This window comes from Ancylobacter sp. Lp-2 (genome assembly GCF_020523795.1).
Lineage (GTDB): Bacteria > Pseudomonadota > Alphaproteobacteria > Rhizobiales > Xanthobacteraceae > Ancylobacter.
Map to the genome: position 1 here is coordinate 74,488 of NZ_JAJALI010000008.1, position 19,088 is coordinate 93,575.

Genomic DNA, 19,088 nt, shown 5'->3' on the forward strand with positions numbered 1-19,088 from the left:
GTCAATCGCCTGATGCCGCGCCGGCGGCCGCCTGCGCGCGGCAGCGGGCGCAGGTGCCGGCGATCTCCAGCACCGGCGTGCGCGGCGTGAAGCCGGCGGCGCGGGTCGCCCAGGCGATGTCGCGGCCGATGGCGTGCGAGGCGACCTCGTCGGTGAGGCCGCATCGCTCGCAGATCAGGAACACGATCACGTCATCGGCCTCATGGGCGCGGCCGCAGGCGAGGAAGGCGTTGCGGCTCTCGATGCGATGGGCGAGGCCCTCGGCGACCAGGAAGTCGAGCGCGCGGTACACCGACATGGGCGGCGGGCGCTCGCCGTCGGTGCCCAGCCGTTCCACCAGGTCGTAGGCGCCGAGCGGGACGTGGCTCTGCGCCAGCGTTTGCAGGACGCGGCGGCGCAGCGGCGTCAGCCGGGCGCCGCTTGCATCGCAACATGCCTCGGCGCGCGCCAGCACGTCCGCCACGCAGGCGGCGTGGTCGTGGTCATGATGAGCGGCGATCGAGACTGTCATGCGCGGATCGTAGCGGACGGATAGGAAACGGGAAACCGTCTTCGCAACCGTGCGTTTACGGGCGCGCGACGGGGCTGGCAATGCCATGAGGCCATGCTAGCGTAACTCATATGGGGACGAGGCCGCGCGGCTGCGAGCCGCCCGCCCTCTCGTTGCGATGCCGCAAAACTCAGGCAGGAGAATTTTCGATGCTCAAGGGTAAGAACGCCGTCGTCACCGGCTCGACCAGCGGGATCGGCCTCGCCATCGCCCGCGCGCTGGCGGCCGAGGGCGCGAACATCACGCTCAACGGCTTCGGCGACGCGGCGGCGATCGAGAAAGAGCGGGCGGGCATCGAGAGCGAGTTCGGCGTGAAGGCGGTCTATTCCGCCGCCGACCTCACCAAGGGCTCGGAATGCGCCGCGCTGGTCAAGTTCGGCGAGGAGCAGCTCGGCTCGGTCGACATCCTCGTCAACAATGCCGGCGTGCAGCACGTCTCGCCGATCGAGGACTTCCCGGACGATAAGTGGGACCTGATCATCGCGCTGAACCTCTCCGCGGCCTTCCACGCCACCAAGGCGGCGGTGCCGGGGATGAAGGCGCGCAAATGGGGCCGCATCATCAACACCGCCTCGGCGCATGCGCTGGTCGCCTCGCCGTTCAAGTCGGCCTATGTCGCGGCCAAGCACGGCATTGCCGGCCTGACCAAGACGGTGGCGCTGGAGACGGCGACCTTCGGCATCACGGCGAATGCCATCTGCCCCGGCTATGTGTGGACGCCGCTGGTCGAGAAGCAGATCCCCGATACCGCCAAGGCGCGCGGCATCACCGAGGAGCAGGTGAAGGACTTCCTGCTCGCCGAGCAGCCGACCAAGCAGTTCGTCACCGTCGAGCAGGTCGCGGCGCTGGCGGTGTTCCTGTGCCAGGAAACCTCGGCCCCGATCACCGGCGCGCTGCACCAGATCGACGGCGGTTGGGTGGCGCAGTGAACCGCGCGTGAGCGAGAGGGAGGCGAAGGTGGCTGACAAGGTGGCCGATACGTCGAAGACGCGGCGCCCCGCCGCGCGCAAGGCTGCCGCAAAGCCGGCCGTCTCCGCCTCCACCGACACGCCGCTGGCGGTGTCACCGGAACCGGCGCCGGCCGCTGCGGCGCCGGCCGCCAACCCCGACAAGCGGGTGCCGGCCGGCAAGGCGACCGGACGCGTCGCGGCCAAGTCTGCCGCCGCAAAGTCCAAGGCGGCCTCTACGGGCAGGGCGCCCGCCCAGCCCGCGGCCTCGGAGCCGGCGCCCGCCGTCACCAAGGAAGCCGAAACCGTCGCCACGGCGATCTCGGTGCAGGGGCCGGTGGGCGAGGAGGCGGTGCGTCGCAACACCAACTCCACTCATCCCGCCAAGGCGGCGGCGCTGAAGACCAACCTCAAGCCGATCAACCTCGCCTTGCAGGGCGGCGGCGCGCATGGCGCCTTCACCTGGGGCGTGCTCGACCGGCTGCTGGAGGACGGGCGTATCGTCGTCGAAGGCATTTCCGGCACCAGCGCCGGGGCGATGAACGCCGCCGTGCTGGCCTCGGGCCTGGCGCGCGGCGGCAATGAGGGCGGGCGCGAGGCGCTGGCGAACTATTGGCGCGCGGTGTCCAAGGACGGGCGCACCAGCCCGCTGCAGCGCACGTTGCTCGACCGGTTGTGGGGCAACTGGTCGCTCAATATGAACCCGGCCTACATCACCTTCGACGTGATGAGCCGGTTCTTCTCGCCCTACGACCTCAACCCGATGAACATCAACCCGCTGATGGACCTCATCGAGGAGCATGTCGATTTCGACGCCGTGCAGTCCTGCTCGCATGTGCATGTGTTCATCAGCGCCACCAACGTCCACACCGGCAAGGTGAGGGTGTTCTCCAAGCGCGAGCTCACCCCGTCGGCGATCATGGCGTCCGCCTGCCTGCCCTTCATGTTCCAGGCGGTGGAGATCGACGGCGTGCCCTATTGGGACGGCGGCTACATGGGCAACCCGGCCATGTTCCCGTTCTACGACGCGGTGAAGACCGACGACATCCTGCTGGTGCAGATCAACCCGATCATCCGCCGCGAGACGCCCAAGACCGCCCGCGACATCCAGAACCGGATGAACGAGATCACCTTCAACGCCTCGCTGCTCGCCCAGCTGCGCGCCGCCGAATTCGTCACCCGGCTGCTCAACGAGGGCAAGCTGAGCCACCGGCATGACGGGGTGGAAGGCTACCGAAACCTGCGCATGCACCGGATCGACGGCGCGGAGAAGCTGATCGCGCTCGACGCCTCGACCAAGATGAACGCGGAATGGGAGTTCCTGCTGTTCCTGCGCGACATCGGCCGCGAGGCGGCGGATGGCTTCCTCGAGCGGCACTATGACGATATCGGCGTGCGCTCGACGCTCGACGTGCACGAGGAACTGACGCGGGGCTGAGCGCGACCCGCGTTAGGTTGGCGGCGGGGCTCGCGGCGGGGGCTTCAATCGGGGGCCTCGACGGCGGGCCGGGCTTGTGCTGAGAGAAGGCATGAGCCCCGATCATCCGCCCGTTCCCGACATCGCCGCCCGCGTGCTGCATCGCGACGCGATGATGCTGATCATCGACAAGCCCGCCGGCCTGCCGGTCCACAAGGGACCCAAGGGCGGGGAGACGATGGCCGATCATCTCGACGCCCTGCGCTTCGGCCTGCCGCATCCGCCCGAGCTGGCGCACCGGCTCGACAAGGACACCTCCGGCTGCCTGGTGCTCGGCCGCCATCGCAAGGCGCTGGCCGATCTCGGCCGCGCCTTCGCCACCGGCATCGTCGGCAAGACCTATCTGGCGGTGGCCAAGGGAGTGCCGAACGAGACGCGCGGGCGCGTCGAGCTGAAGCTCGCCAAGCGCTCGCCGCATCGCGGCTGGTGGATGGCGGTCGACCCGGCCGGGCAGGAGGCGATCTCCGAATGGGAGCTGATCGCCGCCGGCGAGGGGCTCTCCGTGCTGGCGCTGTCGCCGCTCACCGGGCGGACGCACCAGCTGCGGGTGCATATGGACGCCATCGGCCATCCGCTGCTCGGCGACAGCATCTATGGCGGCGCCTCGCGGCTGCCGGGCGGGCCGGTGCTGCACCTGCACGCCCGCCGGGTGGTGGTGCCGCAGCCCAAGGGCAAGCCGCCGGTCGACGCCCGCGCGCCATTGCCGCCGCATATGGTGGCGACGCTCGCCGGCATGGGCCTCGATCCCGAGACGGTGGCGCAGGCCGCCGACGCGGTGGCGTTCTCCAAGCTCTAGATGAATTCCGGTGAGCTTCAGTCCACCGGAATTCATCTAAGTCTTTGTTAATTCGTTTTTTCTTCGCGCGAACCGGTACCCGCTCCGCTCGAAAATGCTCAGGAGCCGCCGGGCGCCGGGACCGGCGTCAGGCCGGTTCTCTCAGGTTAGCTCGCGGGCGAGGCGGCCGCCCAGCTGGCCGCAGCCGAGCAGGCCGGGCGTCGGGTGGGTGACGACATGCACCGGCGTCGCGGCGAGGCGCGGGTCGAGCGGCGGATGCTCCTCGAAGGCCTCGCGGAAGGGCGATGAGCCATAGAAGGGCAGCAGCCCGGCGGAGACGCCGCCGGCGAGATAGACGCCGCCGCGCGCGTCGAAGGTCAGCGCGAGGTCGCCGGCGATGCGGCCGAACAGCCGCAGGAACACGTTGCAGGTCTCGCGCGCCTCGCTGTCGCCGGCAAAGGCCGCGGCGATCACCTGCTCCGGCGACAGCCGGTCGCCGGTGAGCACGCGGTGGATACGGGCAAGGCCGGAGCCGGAGAGCGCGTGCTCCACCACCACCGGGCCGAGCTCGCGCACCATATGGGCGATGAGGCGGGCCTCCTCGGTATTGGTGGCGCCGAGCCGGGCATGACCGCCCTCGCCGGTCACGGCGCGATAGGTATCGCCGGTCTTCAAAAGGCCGGCGACGCCGAAGCCGGTGCCGGGGCCGCAGACCAGCATGGGCGCGCCCTCGGCCGCCTCGCCGCCGCCAATGGCGACGAGGTCGTCCGGGCCGAGCGCCGGTACGCCATAGGCGAGCGCCTCGAAATCGTTGACGGCCGCTAGTTTCTGCCAGCCGAAGCGGCGCCGCAGCTCATCCTTGGCGAAGGACCAGTCGCGATTGGTGAGCCGGACATGCTCGCCATCCGCCGGCCCGGCGATCGCCAGCACCGCGCCGCCGACATCGTCCGCCGCGGTGCCGCGCGCGGCGAGGTCGGTCTCGATCAGCGCCTCGAAGCCGGCGAAGGAGTCGTTGCGGTGGATGCGCACATCCTGCGGACGCCCGTCGGCGCCGACGAGGGCGAGGCGGGAGGAGGTTCCGCCGATATCGGCGATCAGCATGAGATGGGGCATAGGGCCTGGGGATTCCGGCTCGCGGTGGGACGGTGGCGCATAGGAGCCAATCTCGCGCGCTTCGACAAGCCCCGGCTGCGGACCTTGCGACAAGCCGCAGATGGGCGGTTGCGTTCCGCGCCGGACCGGCCTAGTCCGACAAAATGAGCGAATCGACCCGCCGGCCGCGCCGTCCCAATAACCGCCAAGCGAATCCGGCGCTGCCCGGTCTCGCCGCCCGTCGTGCCGCGGCGGACGCCTTCGACGCCGTGTTCGTCAATGGCCGTCCGCTGGAGGAGGCGCTCGACCGGCTGGCGCGCGATCTCGACGAGCGCGACCGCGCGCTCACCCGCATGATCGCCGCCACCACGCTGCGCCGGCTCGGTTCGCTGCGGGCGATGCTCCGGGCCTTCCTGGAGAAGCCGCTGCCGGAGAAGGCGCAGCGCGGCGAGACCCTGCTGCTGATCGGCGCCGCGCAGATCCTGTTCATGGACGTGCCCGACCATGCGGCGGTGGGGACCAGCGTCGAGCTCGCCGGCGAACTGCCCTCGACCGCCGGCTTCAAGGGGCTGATCAACGCCGTGCTGCGCCGGATCGCCCGCGAGGGCCGGGCGCGGCTGGAGGCCGATGCGGTGCACGATCAGCCCGAATGGCTGATCCGCGGCTGGAGCGCCGCCTATGGCGCCGAGACCGCCGAGGCGATTGCCCGCAGCCTCGCCCGCGAGGCGCCGCTCGACCTCACCATCAAGGCCGATCCGGCGCTGTGGGCGGAGCAACTCGGCGGCGAATTGCTGCCGACCGGCTCGGTACGGCTCATCGAGGCCGGCAACGTCACCGCCCTGCCGGGCTTCGAGGAAGGGGCGTGGTGGGTGCAGGACGCGGCGGCGGCGATTCCCGCCGGGCTGATCCATGCCGCCCCCGGCCTCAGCGTCGCCGATCTGTGCGCCGCGCCGGGCGGCAAGACCGCGCAACTGGCCGCCGCCGGCGCCACGGTGACGGCGGTGGACCGCTCGGCGGCGCGGCTGAAGCGCCTCGCCCAGAACCTCGCTCGGCTCGGGCTCGCCGCCGAGGTGGTCGAGGCCGACGCCGCGAACTTCAAGGGCGGGCCGTTCGACGCGGTGCTGATCGACGCGCCGTGCTCGGCGACCGGCACCATCCGCCGCCATCCCGATGTCGCCTGGTCGAAGGCGCCGGCCGACATCGCCAGCCTCTGCGTGCTGCAGGGGCGCATCCTGCGCAACGCCGCCGATCTGGTGCGGCCGGGCGGCGTGCTGGTCTATTCCACCTGCTCGCTGGAGCCGGAGGAGGGCGAGCGGCAGATCGAGGCGCTGCTCGCCGCGCGCGCCGACTATGAGCGTGTGCCGGTGCAGCCCGGCGAGAACGGCATCGCCGCCGAATGGATCAACGCCGCCGGCGAGGTGCGTACCCTGCCGACGCATCTACCGCACGAGGACCCGCGCCGGAGCGGGCTCGACGGCTTCTTCGCCGCAAGGCTGCGGCGCCGCGAGGTACCTGATGCTTCGTGAGGGGCATCCGATGGTAGACGCGACTCAAGGCTCGGTTAAGCTGGCAACGATTCATCCGACGGATTCCGGGAGGGAATCGGTTGCCCGGGCGACACCAGACGACGCTATGTCCAAGCAGGCTGCGTCCAGGCAGGTTGCGGCCTTGCAGGCCGCGTCCGGGGATCCGTCGTCGATGAGCGGCGAGGGGGTAGCCGACCGGCTTCGCCGCTTGGCGCGTATCGCCGAGCTCGGCTGGCGCACGCTGGCGGTGCGCGCGCTGGCGCACCCGCCCTTCGCCTGGTGGTCCGCCTCGCTGCCGGTGTCCGGCCGGCTTTTGTTCGCGCCGCAGGACCTGCGCGCCGGCGACCCCGCCCGCGCGGCGGAGATCTATGCCGGCTGCTTCGCCTTCGCCGGCAAGGCGGTGGAGACCGGCGGCGCCTCGCCCTTCGAGATCGTGCCGCCGTCGCGCGAATGGGCGCAGGCGCTGATGTCGTTCTCGTGGCTGCGTCACCTGCGGGCGTCCGACACCGCGATCGCGCGGGCCAATGCGCGGGCGCTGGTGGGCGACTTCATCACGCTCGGCGGCGCCCGCCAGCCGGCCGCCGCCGATCCGGAGGTGGCGGCCCGGCGGATGATCAACTGGCTGTCGCAGGCGCCGCTGATCCTCAAGGACGCCGATTCCGGTTTCCACCGCCGCTTCCTGCGCTGCCTCTCGCAGCAGGCGCGCTATCTCAAGAGCATCCAGCGCCTCGCCCGCGACGGGCGGGCGCGGCTGTCCTGCGCGGTGGCGCTGAGCTTCGCCGGCCTGTGCATGGCCGACCAACCGCGCCTGCTGCGCTCCGCCCAGAAGCGGCTGACCGAGGAACTGGAGCGGCAGGTGCTGGCCGATGGCGGGCCGGCGGGCCGCAATCCCGGCATGCTGATCGAATTGCTGCTCGACCTGCTGCCGCTGCGCCAGTGCTTCGAGGCGCGGCAGGTGGCGCCGCCGGCGGTGCTGGTGAACGCCATCGACCGGATGATGCCGATGCTGCGCTTCTTCCGCCATGTCGACGGCTCCTTCGCGCATTTCAACGGCATGGGCCCGACGCCGGCCGACGGCCTCGCCATCGTGCTGGCCTATGACGATGCACGCGGCCGCCCGGTCTCCAACGCGCCCTATTCCGGCTACCAGCGCTTGGAGGCCGGCGGCACCGTGCTGGTGGCCGATACCGGCCGGCCGCCGCCGCCGGTCATGAGCCACGAGGCGCATGCCGGCTGCCTGTCCTTCGAGCTGTCCAGCGGGCGCAACCGCGTGGTGGTGAATTGCGGCGCGCCCACGCCGGCACACGAGCACTGGCGCCCGGTCGCCCGCCAGACCGCGGCGCATTCCACCGCCACGCTGGCGGAGATCTCCTCCTGCCGCTTCGTCGCTGGCGGGCTCGCCATGAAGCTGTGTGGCACGCCGGTGCTGGACGGCCCGTCCGACATCCATGTCGACCGCGGCACGCGCGGCGGCGCCGACGTGCTGCGCGCCAGCCATGACGGCTATGCCCGCCGGCTCGGCATCGTGCACCAGCGCTCGTGGCGGCTGTCGGGGGACGGCGGCTGCCTCGACGGCGAGGATTTGTTCCGCGCCGCCCAGGGCGAGGAAATCCCTGGCGACACCCGCGACGGCTATGCCATCCGCTTCCACTTGCACCCGTCGGTCAAGGCGGTTCGGGCGCCGGACGGGCAGACCATCTACCTCACCTTGCCGGATGGCGACGACTGGGTGTTCGAGGCGCCGGACTGCCCGGCGACCATCGAGGAGAGCGTCTATCTCGCCGCCCATGGCGGGCCGCGCAAGGCCGAGCAGATCGTGGTGACCGGGAAGGCGCGCCAGAGGCCCCGCGTGGCCTGGACCTTCGTGCGGGTGCAGGGCGCCGAGCGAGGGTAGGGCGGGCTGAGCAGAAGGGCGCGCGGAGGGGCGGGGGCGCTGCTTCGAAAGCTCTGCGTGTTGCGGCGAGTTTCAACGTCTTTCCCTTTCTCTCCTCTCCCGCCCGAACCCGGCTGCTGCCGGGCTCGGTTTCGACGGAGAGCTGGCCTGTGCAGTGGGTCGGTGAGGGGGGCGACATCGGGGAGCCTTGGAGCGGTGCTCACCCTCACCCCACCCCTCTCCCCCTCGGGGAGAGGGAGAAGATCGCCGCCCGGATCGGTTCTCCCATCGTGGGGCACACAGTTGGGCCGGCGCCGGTCCGCGACGGCATCACCCTTCCGTCCCGCACCGCCGCACGGCAGGGCTGCACCGGCGAAGGGTTAACGCCGGGGGCGATCCGTGATACGGGCCAGCCGATCCGCCATAGGCGTCCTGCAACAAACCTGGGCCACTCATCATGTCGCTCGACATCCGCCCCATCACCCGCGCGCTGCTCTCGGTCTCCGACAAGACCGGGCTGGTCGACTTCGCCCGCAAGCTCGCCGCGCACGGCGTCGAGCTGGTGTCGACCGGCGGCACCAGCCGGACGCTGAAGGAGGCGGGGCTCGCCGTCCGCGACGTCTCCGAGGTCACCGGCTTTCCCGAGATGATGGACGGACGGGTGAAGACGCTGCACCCCAAGGTGCATGGCGGCATCCTCGCCGTGCGCGCCGACGCCGCCCACAAGGCGGCGATGGAAGAGCACGGCATCGGCCCGATCGACCTCGTGGTGGTGAATCTCTACCCCTTCGAGGAGACGGTCGCGCGCGGCGCCGGCTTCGACGACTGCGTGGAGAATATCGATGTCGGCGGGCCGGCGATGATCCGCGCCGCCGCCAAGAACCATGGCGACGTGACCGTGGTGGTCGACCCCTCGTCCTATGAGGTGGTGCTGGCCGAGATCGCGACCGAGGGCGGTACCACTGGCGCCACCCGCCGGCACCTCGCCCGCGCCGCCTTTGCCCGCACCGCCGCCTATGACGGCGCCATCGCCGAATGGTTCACCTCGGTGGAAGCCGACACCGCCCCGCCGGCGCGGCTGTTCGCCGGCAAGCTGGCCGAGGAACTGCGCTACGGCGAGAACCCGCACCAGTCGGCCTCGTTCTACCTCTCCGGCGGCGCCCGTCCGGGCGTGGCCACCGCCCGCCAGCTGCAGGGCAAGTCGCTCTCCTACAACAACCTCAACGACACCGACGCCGCCTTCGAGGCGGTGGCCGAGTTCGATCCCGCCCGCGCCCCGGCGGTGGTCATCGTCAAGCACGCCAATCCCTGCGGCGTCGCGGAAGGCGCCAGCCTCGTCGAGGCCTATCGCAAGGCGCTGGCCTGCGACCCGACCTCGGCCTTTGGCGGCATCGTGGCGCTGAACCGCACGCTGGACGCCGAGGCAGCCCGCGCGATCGTCGAGATCTTCACCGAGGTGATCGTCGCCCCCGACGCCACCGAGGAGGCGGCGGCCATCGTCGCCGGCAAGAAGAACCTGCGCCTGCTGGTGACCGGCGCGCTGCCCGACCCGCGCGCGAAGGGGCTGGCGGTGAAGTCGCTGGCCGGCGGGCTGCTGGTTCAGTCGCGCGACAATGCGGTGGTCGACGACATGGAGCTGAAGGTGGTGACCAAGCGGGCGCCGACCAATGCCGAGCTTGCCGACCTCGCCTTTGCCTTCCGCGTCGCCAAGCATGTGAAGTCCAATGCCATCGTCTACGCCAAGGACCTCGCCACGGTCGGCATCGGCGCCGGGCAGATGAGCCGGGTGGATTCGGCGCGAATCGCCGCCCGCAAGGCGATCGACGCCGCCGAGGCCGCCGGGCTCGCGGCGCCGCTGACGCGCGGCAGCGTGGTGGCCTCCGATGCCTTCTTCCCCTTTGCCGACGGGTTGCTCACCGCCATCGAGGCGGGCGCCACCGCGGTGATCCAGCCGGGCGGCTCGATCCGCGACGCCGACGTAATCGCCGCCGCCGACGAGGCGAATGTCGCCATGGTGTTCACCGGCGTGCGCCACTTCCGCCACTGAGGCGTTGGGCTTTCGCGCAATGAAAAAGGGCCGGTGCGAACCGGCCCTTTGCTTTTGGGGAGGCGAACCGCTCAGAAGCGGTAGGTGACGCCGACGCCGACGATCCACGGGTTGAGGTCGGCGGTGCCGGTCAGCGCCGCGCCGGCGACGGTGACGTCGAAATCCGGCTTGAGGAACAGCTTCTTGACGTCGACGTTGAAGCCCCAATGCGCGTCGATCATGTAGTCGAAGCCGACCTGCAGCGCCCAGCCCCAAGTGTCGTGCACGTCGAGGCTGTCGGCGGCGTCGGCCTTCTGGTCGAAGAAGATGGTGTAGTTCACGCCGGCGCCGACATAGGGCTTGAAGGCGCCGAAATCGGTGAAGTGGTATTGCAGGGTGAGGGTCGGCGGCAGCAGCCAGGCCTCGCCGATCTTGCCGAGGGCGGACAGCGAGCCGGCGCCGTCGATGTCGTGCGGCGTGACGCCGAGGATCAGTTCGGCCGCCCAGTTGTCGGTGAAGTAGTAGGTGATGTCGAGTTCCGGCACCACCGAATCGGAATAGTCGAGATCCGAGCCGGGCACGCCGTTCACCTTGCCGCCGCCATCCGGAAGCACGCCGAGCAGGCGCAGGCGGATCTGCCACGGGCTCTTCTCCGCTACCGGGGCGGGCGCCTTGTAGACCGGCGGCGTGCTGGCGATGTCGGCGGCGAGGGCCGGCGCCGCGGTGAGACCGGCCGCGATCGCGGCGATGGTGATGGCCTGAAGCGCTCTGGACATGTGCTTTCCCCTGTGCCCGCCCGATGTCGCGGCGCAACAGGCCGCCCCGTGGTTCTGGAACGCCCGGGGTCGCCTAAATTTGATACATCTCAATCGGCTAGGATCGCGTCGCCGGGTGTGACGCTCCGGCAACAGGGCTAAGGTCGTCATCCGGCCGTCAGAAGCCGGACCAACGATAGGCCGGCCGCCGCCCGCGGCGCGCGGACCGAGGTAGGAGACGGACATGGGTGTCGAAGGCTTTCTCGCCAGTGAAGACGAGCGCGCGGCGCGCCAGCTGGTGGAACAGGCGGATCTGATCACGCAGGCGACGGACGACATGCCGCCGCGTTTCGCCAGCCGGCTGTTCGGGCGGGCGGCGGCGGAGGATGTGCGGCTCTACACCGCGCAGGAGTTGGCCGAGCTGGCCCGCCGCGCCCATGAGCATCTGGTCCGGCGCCGGCCGGGCGTCGCCGATGTGCGCGTCGAGTTGCCGCAGGCAGTGGCGGGCGGCGAGCGGCTCGGCGAGGTGAGCGTCGTCGAGATCGTCAATGACGACATGCCCTTCCTGCTCGATTCGGTGATGGCGGCGCTGAACGAGCGCAACCTCACCGCCTCGCTGGTGGTGCACCCGATCTTCAAGGTCGAGCGCGAGCGGGACGGCGAATTGGTCGGCGTCGCCGCGCAGGGGGCGGTGAAGGACCCGCGCCAGACGCGCGAGAGCCTGATCCACATCCATGTGCCGCGCCTCGCCGATGCCGGCGAGCGCGAGGCGCTGGCGGCCGAGCTGGCGGCGATCCTCGCCCAGGTGCGCGCCGCCGTGACCGACTGGAAGCGGATGCTCGGCGAGGTCGAGGCGGCGGTGGCCGGGCTGCGCGCGGCCCCCCCTAACGTGCCGGCCGACGAGGTGGCCGAGGCGATCGCCTTCCTCGAATGGCTGCTGGCCGACAATTTCACCTTCCTCGGCGCCCGCCACTACGACCTCGACAGCGGCACCCGGATGTTCTCCCGCCGCATGGAGCAGGCGTTCGGCCTGCTCGCCGACGAGGAGATGCGGCTGTTCCGCCGCCAGCTCGATCCCAAGGCGGTGAGCGCCGACCTGTCGCTGGTGCTCGCCGAGGCGAGCCCGGTGGTGGTCACCCGCTCGCGCACGCTGGCGCAGGTGCATCGCCGCACCTGGATGGATGTGGTGGTGGTCAAGCGCTACGACGCGCAGGGGAAGGTGATCGGCGGGCTCGCCATCGCCGGCCTGTTCACCTCCACCGCCTATACGCGCTCGCTGGCGGTGATCCCGCTGCTGCGCCGCAAGGTGCAGCGGGTGATCGAGCGCGCCGGCTTCGATCCGTCGAGCCATTCCGGCAAGGCGCTGGCCAGCGTGCTCGAGCATTTCCCGCGCGACGAGCTGTTCCAGATCGACGAGGGCACGCTGTTCCACTTCGCCCTCGCCATCCTCCAGCTCGACGAGCATCCGCGCGTGCGGGTGCTGGCCTGGCGCGAGCGCTTCGACCGCTTCGTCTCGGTGCTGGTCTATGTGCCGCGCGACCGCTACGGCTCGGAGGTGCGCCAGCGCATCGGCGACCTCTTGGCGGCGAGCTTCGGCGGCCGGGTGGTCGCCTTCAAGCCGCTGTTCCTCGACGGGCCGTTGACCCGCGTGCACTTCACCATCGAGCGCGACGAGGGCACCGCGCAGGCCGATCCCGGCCGCGCCGAGCTGGAAGCGCAGGTGGCAGAGATCATCCGCACCTGGGAGGACGTGTTCGGCGGCGCCATCGGCCTCGTCTACCCGCCGGAGACGGCGGGGCGGCTGCGGGCGCGCTACGGTCGCGCCTTTCCCGCCGGCTACCAGGACAGCAACACGCCGCAGACCGCGCTCGCCGATCTCAGGCTGATCGAGCGGCTGGGCGAGGCCGCGCCGGTCGCCGTCGATTTCCACAAGCCGGAGGGCGGCGCCGGCGAGCGGGCCGGGCTGAAGGTGCTGAGCTACAAGGTGCCGCGCCTGCTATCCGAGCGGGTGCCGCTGCTTGAGGCGATGGGCTTCCTCGTCGTCGACGAGCGCACCTTCACCGTTGAGCCGGACGGGCTCGCGCCGGTCTATGTGCACGACATGCTGCTCGCCCGGCGCGGCGGCGGCGAGATCGACCTCGACGTGCTGGAGCACCGCCTGCATGCCTGCCTGATGGCGGTGCTGCGCGGCCAGGCGGAAAGCGACGGCTTCAACGCGCTGGTGCTCAATGCCCGCCTCGACTGGCGCGACATCGCGCTCGTCCGCACGCTGGCGCGGTATCTCCGGCAGATCGGTTCGCCCTACAGCCAGGATTATCTGTGGACGGCGCTGAACGCCCATCCGGCGATCGTCGACCGGCTGGTGGCGCTGTTCCACGCCCGCTTCGACCCGGCGGCCGACGGCGATCGCGCGGGACGCGCGGCGGCGATCCAAAGCGAGATCGAGGCGGCGCTCGCCGAGGTGGCGAGCCTCGACGACGACCGCATCCTGCGCGCCTTCGCCAGCCTGATCATGGCGGCGGTGCGCAGCAATTTCTTCCAGACCACGGCCAATGGCGAGGCCAAGCCGGCCATCGCGGTGAAGTTCCTCAGCCACGCGGTGGAAGGCCTGCCGCTGCCCAAGCCGCTGTTCGAGATCTTCGTGCACTCGCCGCGCGTCGAGGGCATCCATCTGCGCTTCGGCCGGGTGGCGCGCGGCGGCCTGCGCTGGTCCGACCGGCCGCAGGACTTCCGCACCGAGGTGCTCGGCCTCGTCAAGGCGCAGCAGGTGAAGAACGCGGTGATCGTGCCGGTGGGCGCCAAGGGCGGCTTCGTGCCCAAGCAGCTGCCCTCCGGTCCGCGCGAGGCGGTGCAGGCCGAGGGGACGGAGGCTTACAAGCTGTTCGTCTCCTCGCTGCTCGATCTCACCGACAATATCGACGGCGCCGAGATCGACCATCCGCCGCGCGTGGTGCGCCATGACGAGGACGACCCCTATCTGGTGGTCGCCGCCGACAAGGGCACCGCGACCTTCTCCGACACCGCCAACGGCCTTTCCGAGGCGCGGGGCTTCTGGCTGGGCGACGCCTTCGCGTCGGGCGGATCGGTCGGCTACGACCACAAGGGCATGGGCATCACCGCGCGCGGCGCCTGGGAGGCGGTGCGCCGGCATTTCCGCGAGATGGACACCGACATCAGGGTGACGCCGTTCACCGTCGCCGGCGTCGGCGACATGTCGGGCGACGTGTTCGGCAACGGCATGCTGTTGGAGAACACCATCAAGCTGGTCGCGGCCTTCGACCATCGCGACATCTTCCTCGACCCGACGCCGGACCCGGTTGCTTCGCTCAAGGAGCGCCAGAGGCTGTTCGCGCTGCCGCGTTCCTCCTGGCAGGACTACGACAAGGCGCTGATCTCGTCGGGTGGCGGCGTTTATTCGCGCGCGGCCAAGAGCATCCCGCTCGCCCCGGCGGTGCGCGAGGCGCTCGGCTTCGACCGCTCCTCCGCCTCGCCGGCCGAGGTGATCAGCGCCATCCTGCGCGCGCCGGTGGACCTGCTGTGGTTCGGCGGTATCGGCACCTATATCCGCGCCTCCGCTGAGACCGACGCCCAGGCCGGCGACCGCGCCAATGACGCGGTGCGCATCGCCGCCGCCGATCTGCGGGCCAAGGTGATCGGCGAGGGCGCCAATCTCGGCGTCACCCAGCGCGCCCGCATCGAGGCGGCCAAGCGCGGGGTGCGGCTCAACACCGACGCCATCGACAATTCCGCCGGGGTGAACACCTCCGACGTCGAGGTGAACATCAAGATCGCGCTGGGCGGCGCCACCCGCGACGGAAGGCTCGATGCCGGCGCCCGCGCCGCGCTGCTGGCCTCGATGACCGACGAGGTGGCGGCGCTGGTGCTGCGCAACAACTATCTGCAGACGCTGGCGCTCTCGCTCGCCGAGCAGCACGCGCATCCCGACCTGACCTTCCACCAGCGGCTGATGCAGCGGCTGGAGGAGCGCGGCCTACTCGACCGCGCCGTCGAATACCTGCCGGGCGACGCCGAGATCAACGAGCGGCGCGGGCGCGGCGAGGGGCTGACGCGGCCGGAACTCGCGGTGCTGCTGGCCTATGCCAAGCTCACCGCGCATGCCGACCTGCTCGACACCGACGTGCCGGACGATCCCTATCTCGCCCGCGAGCTCACCGCCTATTTCCCGCCGGAGCTCAATGCCCGCTTCCCCGACGGCGTCGAGGGGCACCGGCTGCGTCGCGACATCATCGCCACGCGGCTGTCCAACGCGCTGATCAACCATGGCGGGCCGGCCTTCCTGTCGCGGCTCGCCGATGCCACCGGCGCCGATGTCGGTTCGATCGCCAAGGCCTTCGCGGTGGTGCGCGACGGCTTCGACCTCGACGGCCTCAACCGGGCGATCGACGCGCTGGACGGGCACACCGCCGGCGCGGTGCAGCTCGACCTCTACGCGGCGGTGCAGGAGCTGCTGCTCGACCGCACCGTGTGGTTCCTGCGCAATGTCGACCTGCGCCACAGCCTCGACGAGCTGGTGGCGCACTACGCCGCCGGGGTGCCGCCGGTGGTGGAGGCGCTGAAGGGCAGGGTGCGCGAGCTGATCCCGGAGGAGACGCGGGCGACCCACGATGCCCGCATCGCCCAGTGGACGCAGGCCGGCGTGCCGGAGGAACTGGCGCGCCGGGTCGGCCGGTTGCCGGCGGTGGAGAACGCCACCGACATCGTGCTGATCGCCGACCGCACCCAGGCGTCGATCCCCGACGTCGCCACCACCTTCTTCGCCGTGGGGCTGCATTTCCGCCTCGACCGCGTCCTGTCGGCGGCGCGCGGGCTGGCGGTGAGCGACTATTACGACCGGCTGGCGCTGGAGCGGGCGCTGGTCGCCTTCGAGATCGCGGTGCGGCGGCTCACCGCCGAGGTGATCGAGAACCACGGTCCCGGCGCCGAGGGCGTCGCCGCCTGGGCAGCGGCACGCGTGGTGGAAGTGGAGCGCACCCGCGCCGCCGTGCACGAGATCGCCGGCTCCGGCCTCAGCGTCTCCAAGCTGTCGGTGGCGGCGAGCCTGCTCGGCGACCTGGTGCGGGGGTAGGCAAGAGTAGGGCTGGACTGGCGCGCCTTTTGCCTGTGCGGCACATGCGGGTCTTGTGTCAGCCTTGAGCGTGGACCGATATCCGGGCGGCGGGCGAGTTCCTGCCGGCCGGGTGTCGCCTCCGGCGTTCATCGGACATCCCGCCTCCGATCATCGGATGGGCAGGGACCTCCGCCATGTGGCCCTTTTCCCCGCCGGTCGAGCCGCTTCTGGCGGTCGACCGGATCGTCAGTCTCGGCGCCTTGTGCGAGGTGGCCTATCAGGCGCGCCGCCTGTCGCGCACGGGCCGCGCCTACCCTTTCGACTGGTGGGACACGCCGTTTCACGGTGTGCTCACCGTGCTGGAGGTGGGGGCGGCTGAGGTGTTCGCGGCCGTCCACATCGTCAAGGTACCGACCGGGCGCGGCAAGCTTCCGGCCTTCTGTTCGCGTCTCTCCGAGACGATCCACCAGCACGAATTTTCCGCAGGCGAGGATGTGCTCGCCATGGACGCGGCGGACATCGAGCGTCGTCTCGTCCCGAAATACCACGCGCTCCATCATCGCCTGATCGCCGACTGCGCCTCGGGCACGACGCTGTTCGTGCGCCAGCGCAGCCCGCGCTACGATGTGGAGGGAGCGGCGCTGGAGGCGACGCTCGACCGCCTCCATGCCGCGCTGTCGCGCTTCGCGGCCGATCCGAGGCTGCTGCTGCTCGACTACCCGCCGGTGGCGCCGCGACCCTGGCTGATCGCGGCGCAGGTGCCATGCTATCGCGATCGCAGGGATCTCGGCTCACGGCGGGGCTGGAACGAGGTGTTCCGGGCACACGGCATCGTCTGCCGGGCGCCCGGCGACGATTTCGGCATCGAGGATCTGCGGGCGAGCTTCGCGAGGGCCTCCTCGCTCGCCGCCGCGATCCGCCGCGCCGTGCGGCGGCGCCGGGCCTTGCAGCGCGGCGCCGACTGAGACGCAGCGCCTCAGGCCACCGCGGGCTTCTTGTTCTGGCGCTGGGAGATCAGGTCGGTCACAACGGCCGGATCGGCCAGCGTCGAGGTGTCGCCGAGATTGCCGAACTCATCCTCGGCGATCTTGCGCAGGATGCGGCGCATGATCTTGCCCGAGCGGGTCTTGGGCAGGCCAGGGGCGAACTGCACGAGGTCCGGCGAGGCGATCGGGCCGATCTCGCGACGCACCCAGGCGACGAGTTCCTTGCGCAGTTCGTCGCTCGGCTCGATCTCGGCCATCAGCGTCACATAGGCGTAGATGCCCTGGCCCTTGATGTCGTGCGGATAGCCGACCACGGCGGCTTCCGACACCTTGGGGTGGGCGACGAGGGCGCTTTCCACCTCGGCCGTGCCCATGCGGTGGCCGGAGACGTTGATGACGTCGTCGACGCGGCCGGTGATCCAGTAATAGCCGTCGGCGTCGCGCCGGCAGCCGTCGCCGGTGAAGTACTTGCCGGGATAGGTGGAGAAATAGGTCTGCATGAAGCGCTCATGGTCGCCATAGACCGTGCGCATCTGGCCGGGCCAGCTATCCGCGATGACGAGGTTGCCCTCGCAGGCGCCCTCCAGCACCTTGCCTTCGGCATCCACCACCTGCGGCACCACGCCGAAGAAAGGCTGCGTCGCCGAGCCGGGCTTCAGCCGCGTGGCGCCGGGCAGCGGGGTGATGAGAATGCCGCCGGTCTCGGTCTGCCACCAGGTGTCGACGATCGGGCAGCGGTCGTCGCCGACCACGCGGTGATACCATTCCCAGGCTTCCGGGTTGATCGGCTCGCCGACCGAGCCGAGCAGGCGCAGCGACGCGCGCGACGTCTTCTTCACCGGCTCGTCGCCTGCCTGCATCAGCGCGCGGATGGCGGTGGGCGCGGTGTAGAAGATGTTGACCTGGTGCTTGTCGATGACCTCCCAGAAGCGGGAATTGGTCGGGTAGTTCGGCACGCCCTCGAACATCAGCGTGGTGGCGCCGTTGGCGAGCGGGCCATAGACGATGTAGCTGTGGCCGGTGACCCAGCCGACATCCGCCGTGCACCAGTAGATGTCGCCCTCGTGATAGTCGAAGACATATTGGTGCGTCATCGAGGCGTAGACGAGGTAGCCGCCGGTGGTGTGCAGCACGCCCTTCGGCGTGCCGGTCGAGCCGGAGGTGTAGAGGATGAACAGCGGGTCCTCGGCGTTCATCGGCGTCGCCGGGCACTCGCTGGTCACCAGGTCGGCGGCGGCGTGGTACCAGACGTCGCGGCCCGGCTCCATCTCGACCTTGCCGCCGGTGCGCTTGACCACGATGACGTGGTCGACGCCGCCTTCGACCTTGGCGATGGCGGCATCGACATTGGCCTTCAGCGGCACCTTGCGGCCGCCGCGCAGGCCTTCGTCGGCGGTGATGACGACCTTGGAGGCGCAGTCGCGGATGCGGCTCGCCAGGCTGTCCGGCGAGAAGCCGGCGAAGACGATGGAATGCACCGCGCCGAGCCGGGCGCAGGCCAGCATGGCGAAGGCGGCCTCCGGGATCATCGGCAGGTAGATGGTGACCCGGTCGCCCTTCTCGACATTGCGGTTGCGCAGCACATTGGCGAAGCGGCACACCTCGTCATGCAGTTCCTGATAGGTGATCTTGCGCGACTGGGACGGGTCGTCGCCCTCCCAGATGATCGCCACCTGGTCGCCACGCGTCTCCAGATGCCGGTCGATGCAGTTCCAGGCGACGTTGGTCACGCCGTCCTCGAACCATTTGATCGACACCGCGCCGGGCGCGAAGGAGGTGTTCTTCACCACCGTGTAGGGCTCGAACCACTCGATCCGCTTGCCTTCCTCGCCCCAGAAGGCCTCGGGGTCGTGCACCGAGGCCTCGTACTTCGCCCGGTAGGCGTGATCGTCGAGGAAAGCCCGCTGCGCCCACGCGGCCGGAACATCGTAAATCTTTTCAGACATTGGCGTTTTCCTTCACCCCTGCGCTGGCGCGCCTTATCTTGCTTCTAAGGAATTATGGGCAGGCCGC

Annotated in this window: 12 protein-coding genes; 8 read left to right on the plus strand and 4 right to left on the minus strand. The window is 70.4% G+C overall.

Annotation, left to right across the window (positions count from 1 at the left end; genetic code table 11):
* Nucleotide 1: 1 nt before the first annotated feature.
* Nucleotides 2-511, minus strand: a complete 510-nt coding sequence (locus tag LGR54_RS19105) for a Fur family transcriptional regulator (protein ID WP_230363562.1) — start codon at nt 509-511, stop codon at nt 2-4.
* 188 nt (nt 512-699) lie between these two features.
* Here LGR54_RS19105 and LGR54_RS19110 point away from each other — a divergent pair, with 188 nt between their 5' ends.
* The 3 genes from LGR54_RS19110 (at nt 700) to LGR54_RS19120 (ending at nt 3,770) form a co-directional block, all read left to right on the plus strand.
* Nucleotides 700-1,479 carry a 3-hydroxybutyrate dehydrogenase gene (locus LGR54_RS19110; protein WP_230363563.1) on the plus strand — a complete coding sequence of 260 codons (780 nt, stop codon included), beginning with the start codon at nt 700-702 and terminating at the stop codon, nt 1,477-1,479.
* Nucleotides 1,480-1,507: 28 nt separating this feature from the next.
* Nucleotides 1,508-2,935, plus strand: coding sequence for a patatin-like phospholipase family protein (locus LGR54_RS19115; protein WP_370638238.1), 1,428 nt, complete (start codon nt 1,508-1,510; stop codon nt 2,933-2,935).
* Nucleotides 2,936-3,026: 91 nt separating this feature from the next.
* A complete protein-coding gene (locus tag LGR54_RS19120) occupies nt 3,027-3,770 on the plus strand; it encodes an RluA family pseudouridine synthase (RefSeq protein WP_230363564.1) in 744 nt (247 codons plus the stop codon).
* 141 nt (nt 3,771-3,911) lie between these two features.
* Here the strand turns inward: LGR54_RS19120 and LGR54_RS19125 are convergent, their stop codons facing one another.
* The gene (locus LGR54_RS19125) at nt 3,912-4,862 is read right to left on the minus strand and encodes a glucokinase (protein WP_230363565.1); all 951 of its coding nucleotides are present in this window, start codon (nt 4,860-4,862) and stop codon (nt 3,912-3,914) included.
* A gap of 143 nt (nt 4,863-5,005) precedes the next feature.
* Here LGR54_RS19125 and rsmB point away from each other — a divergent pair, with 143 nt between their 5' ends.
* From rsmB to purH, 3 genes are all read left to right on the plus strand, one after another.
* A complete protein-coding gene (gene rsmB / locus LGR54_RS19130) occupies nt 5,006-6,367 on the plus strand; it encodes a 16S rRNA (cytosine(967)-C(5))-methyltransferase RsmB (protein ID WP_230363566.1) in 1,362 nt (453 codons plus the stop codon).
* Between the two features lie 172 nt (nt 6,368-6,539).
* Entirely contained in the window at nt 6,540-8,261 is a 1,722-nt protein-coding gene (locus LGR54_RS19135; RefSeq protein ID WP_230363567.1) for a heparinase II/III family protein, read from the plus strand.
* Nucleotides 8,262-8,697: 436 nt separating this feature from the next.
* A complete protein-coding gene (gene purH, locus LGR54_RS19140) occupies nt 8,698-10,287 on the plus strand; it encodes a bifunctional phosphoribosylaminoimidazolecarboxamide formyltransferase/IMP cyclohydrolase (protein ID WP_230363568.1) in 1,590 nt (529 codons plus the stop codon).
* Between the two features lie 71 nt (nt 10,288-10,358).
* Here the strand turns inward: purH and LGR54_RS19145 are convergent, their stop codons facing one another.
* Nucleotides 10,359-11,042, minus strand: a complete 684-nt coding sequence (locus LGR54_RS19145) for an OmpW family protein (protein ID WP_230363569.1) — start codon at nt 11,040-11,042, stop codon at nt 10,359-10,361.
* A 223-nt stretch (nt 11,043-11,265) separates the two neighbouring features.
* Between LGR54_RS19145 and LGR54_RS19150 the strand changes: the two genes are divergently transcribed.
* Nucleotides 11,266-16,107: an NAD-glutamate dehydrogenase gene (locus LGR54_RS19150; RefSeq protein WP_230363570.1), complete on the plus strand. Its 4,842-nt coding sequence runs from the start codon at nt 11,266-11,268 to the stop codon at nt 16,105-16,107.
* Nucleotides 16,108-16,283: 176 nt separating this feature from the next.
* A complete protein-coding gene (locus tag LGR54_RS19155; RefSeq protein WP_230363571.1) occupies nt 16,284-17,054 on the plus strand; it encodes a DUF1796 family putative cysteine peptidase in 771 nt (256 codons plus the stop codon).
* A gap of 11 nt (nt 17,055-17,065) precedes the next feature.
* Here the strand turns inward: LGR54_RS19155 and acs are convergent, their stop codons facing one another.
* The gene (acs, locus tag LGR54_RS19160; RefSeq protein WP_230363572.1) at nt 17,066-19,021 is read right to left on the minus strand and encodes an acetate--CoA ligase; all 1,956 of its coding nucleotides are present in this window, start codon (nt 19,019-19,021) and stop codon (nt 17,066-17,068) included.
* Nucleotides 19,022-19,088 lie beyond the last annotated feature (67 nt).

What these genes read in the sequence shown, in the direction of transcription:
- LGR54_RS19110 (WP_230363563.1), top strand. Translation starts at nt 700, where the DNA reads ATGCTCAAGGGTAAGAACGCCGTCGTCACCGGCTCGACCAGCGGGATC.
- LGR54_RS19105 (WP_230363562.1), bottom strand. Translation starts at nt 511, where the DNA reads ATGACAGTCTCGATCGCCGCTCATCATGACCACGACCACGCCGCCTGC.
- LGR54_RS19145 (WP_230363569.1), bottom strand. Translation starts at nt 11,042, where the DNA reads ATGTCCAGAGCGCTTCAGGCCATCACCATCGCCGCGATCGCGGCCGGT.
- acs (WP_230363572.1), bottom strand. Translation starts at nt 19,021, where the DNA reads ATGTCTGAAAAGATTTACGATGTTCCGGCCGCGTGGGCGCAGCGGGCT.
- LGR54_RS19150 (WP_230363570.1), top strand. Translation starts at nt 11,266, where the DNA reads ATGGGTGTCGAAGGCTTTCTCGCCAGTGAAGACGAGCGCGCGGCGCGC.
- LGR54_RS19120 (WP_230363564.1), top strand. Translation starts at nt 3,027, where the DNA reads ATGAGCCCCGATCATCCGCCCGTTCCCGACATCGCCGCCCGCGTGCTG.
- rsmB (WP_230363566.1), top strand. Translation starts at nt 5,006, where the DNA reads ATGAGCGAATCGACCCGCCGGCCGCGCCGTCCCAATAACCGCCAAGCG.
- LGR54_RS19125 (WP_230363565.1), bottom strand. Translation starts at nt 4,862, where the DNA reads ATGCCCCATCTCATGCTGATCGCCGATATCGGCGGAACCTCCTCCCGC.
- LGR54_RS19135 (WP_230363567.1), top strand. Translation starts at nt 6,540, where the DNA reads ATGAGCGGCGAGGGGGTAGCCGACCGGCTTCGCCGCTTGGCGCGTATC.
- LGR54_RS19155 (WP_230363571.1), top strand. Translation starts at nt 16,284, where the DNA reads ATGTGGCCCTTTTCCCCGCCGGTCGAGCCGCTTCTGGCGGTCGACCGG.
- purH (WP_230363568.1), top strand. Translation starts at nt 8,698, where the DNA reads ATGTCGCTCGACATCCGCCCCATCACCCGCGCGCTGCTCTCGGTCTCC.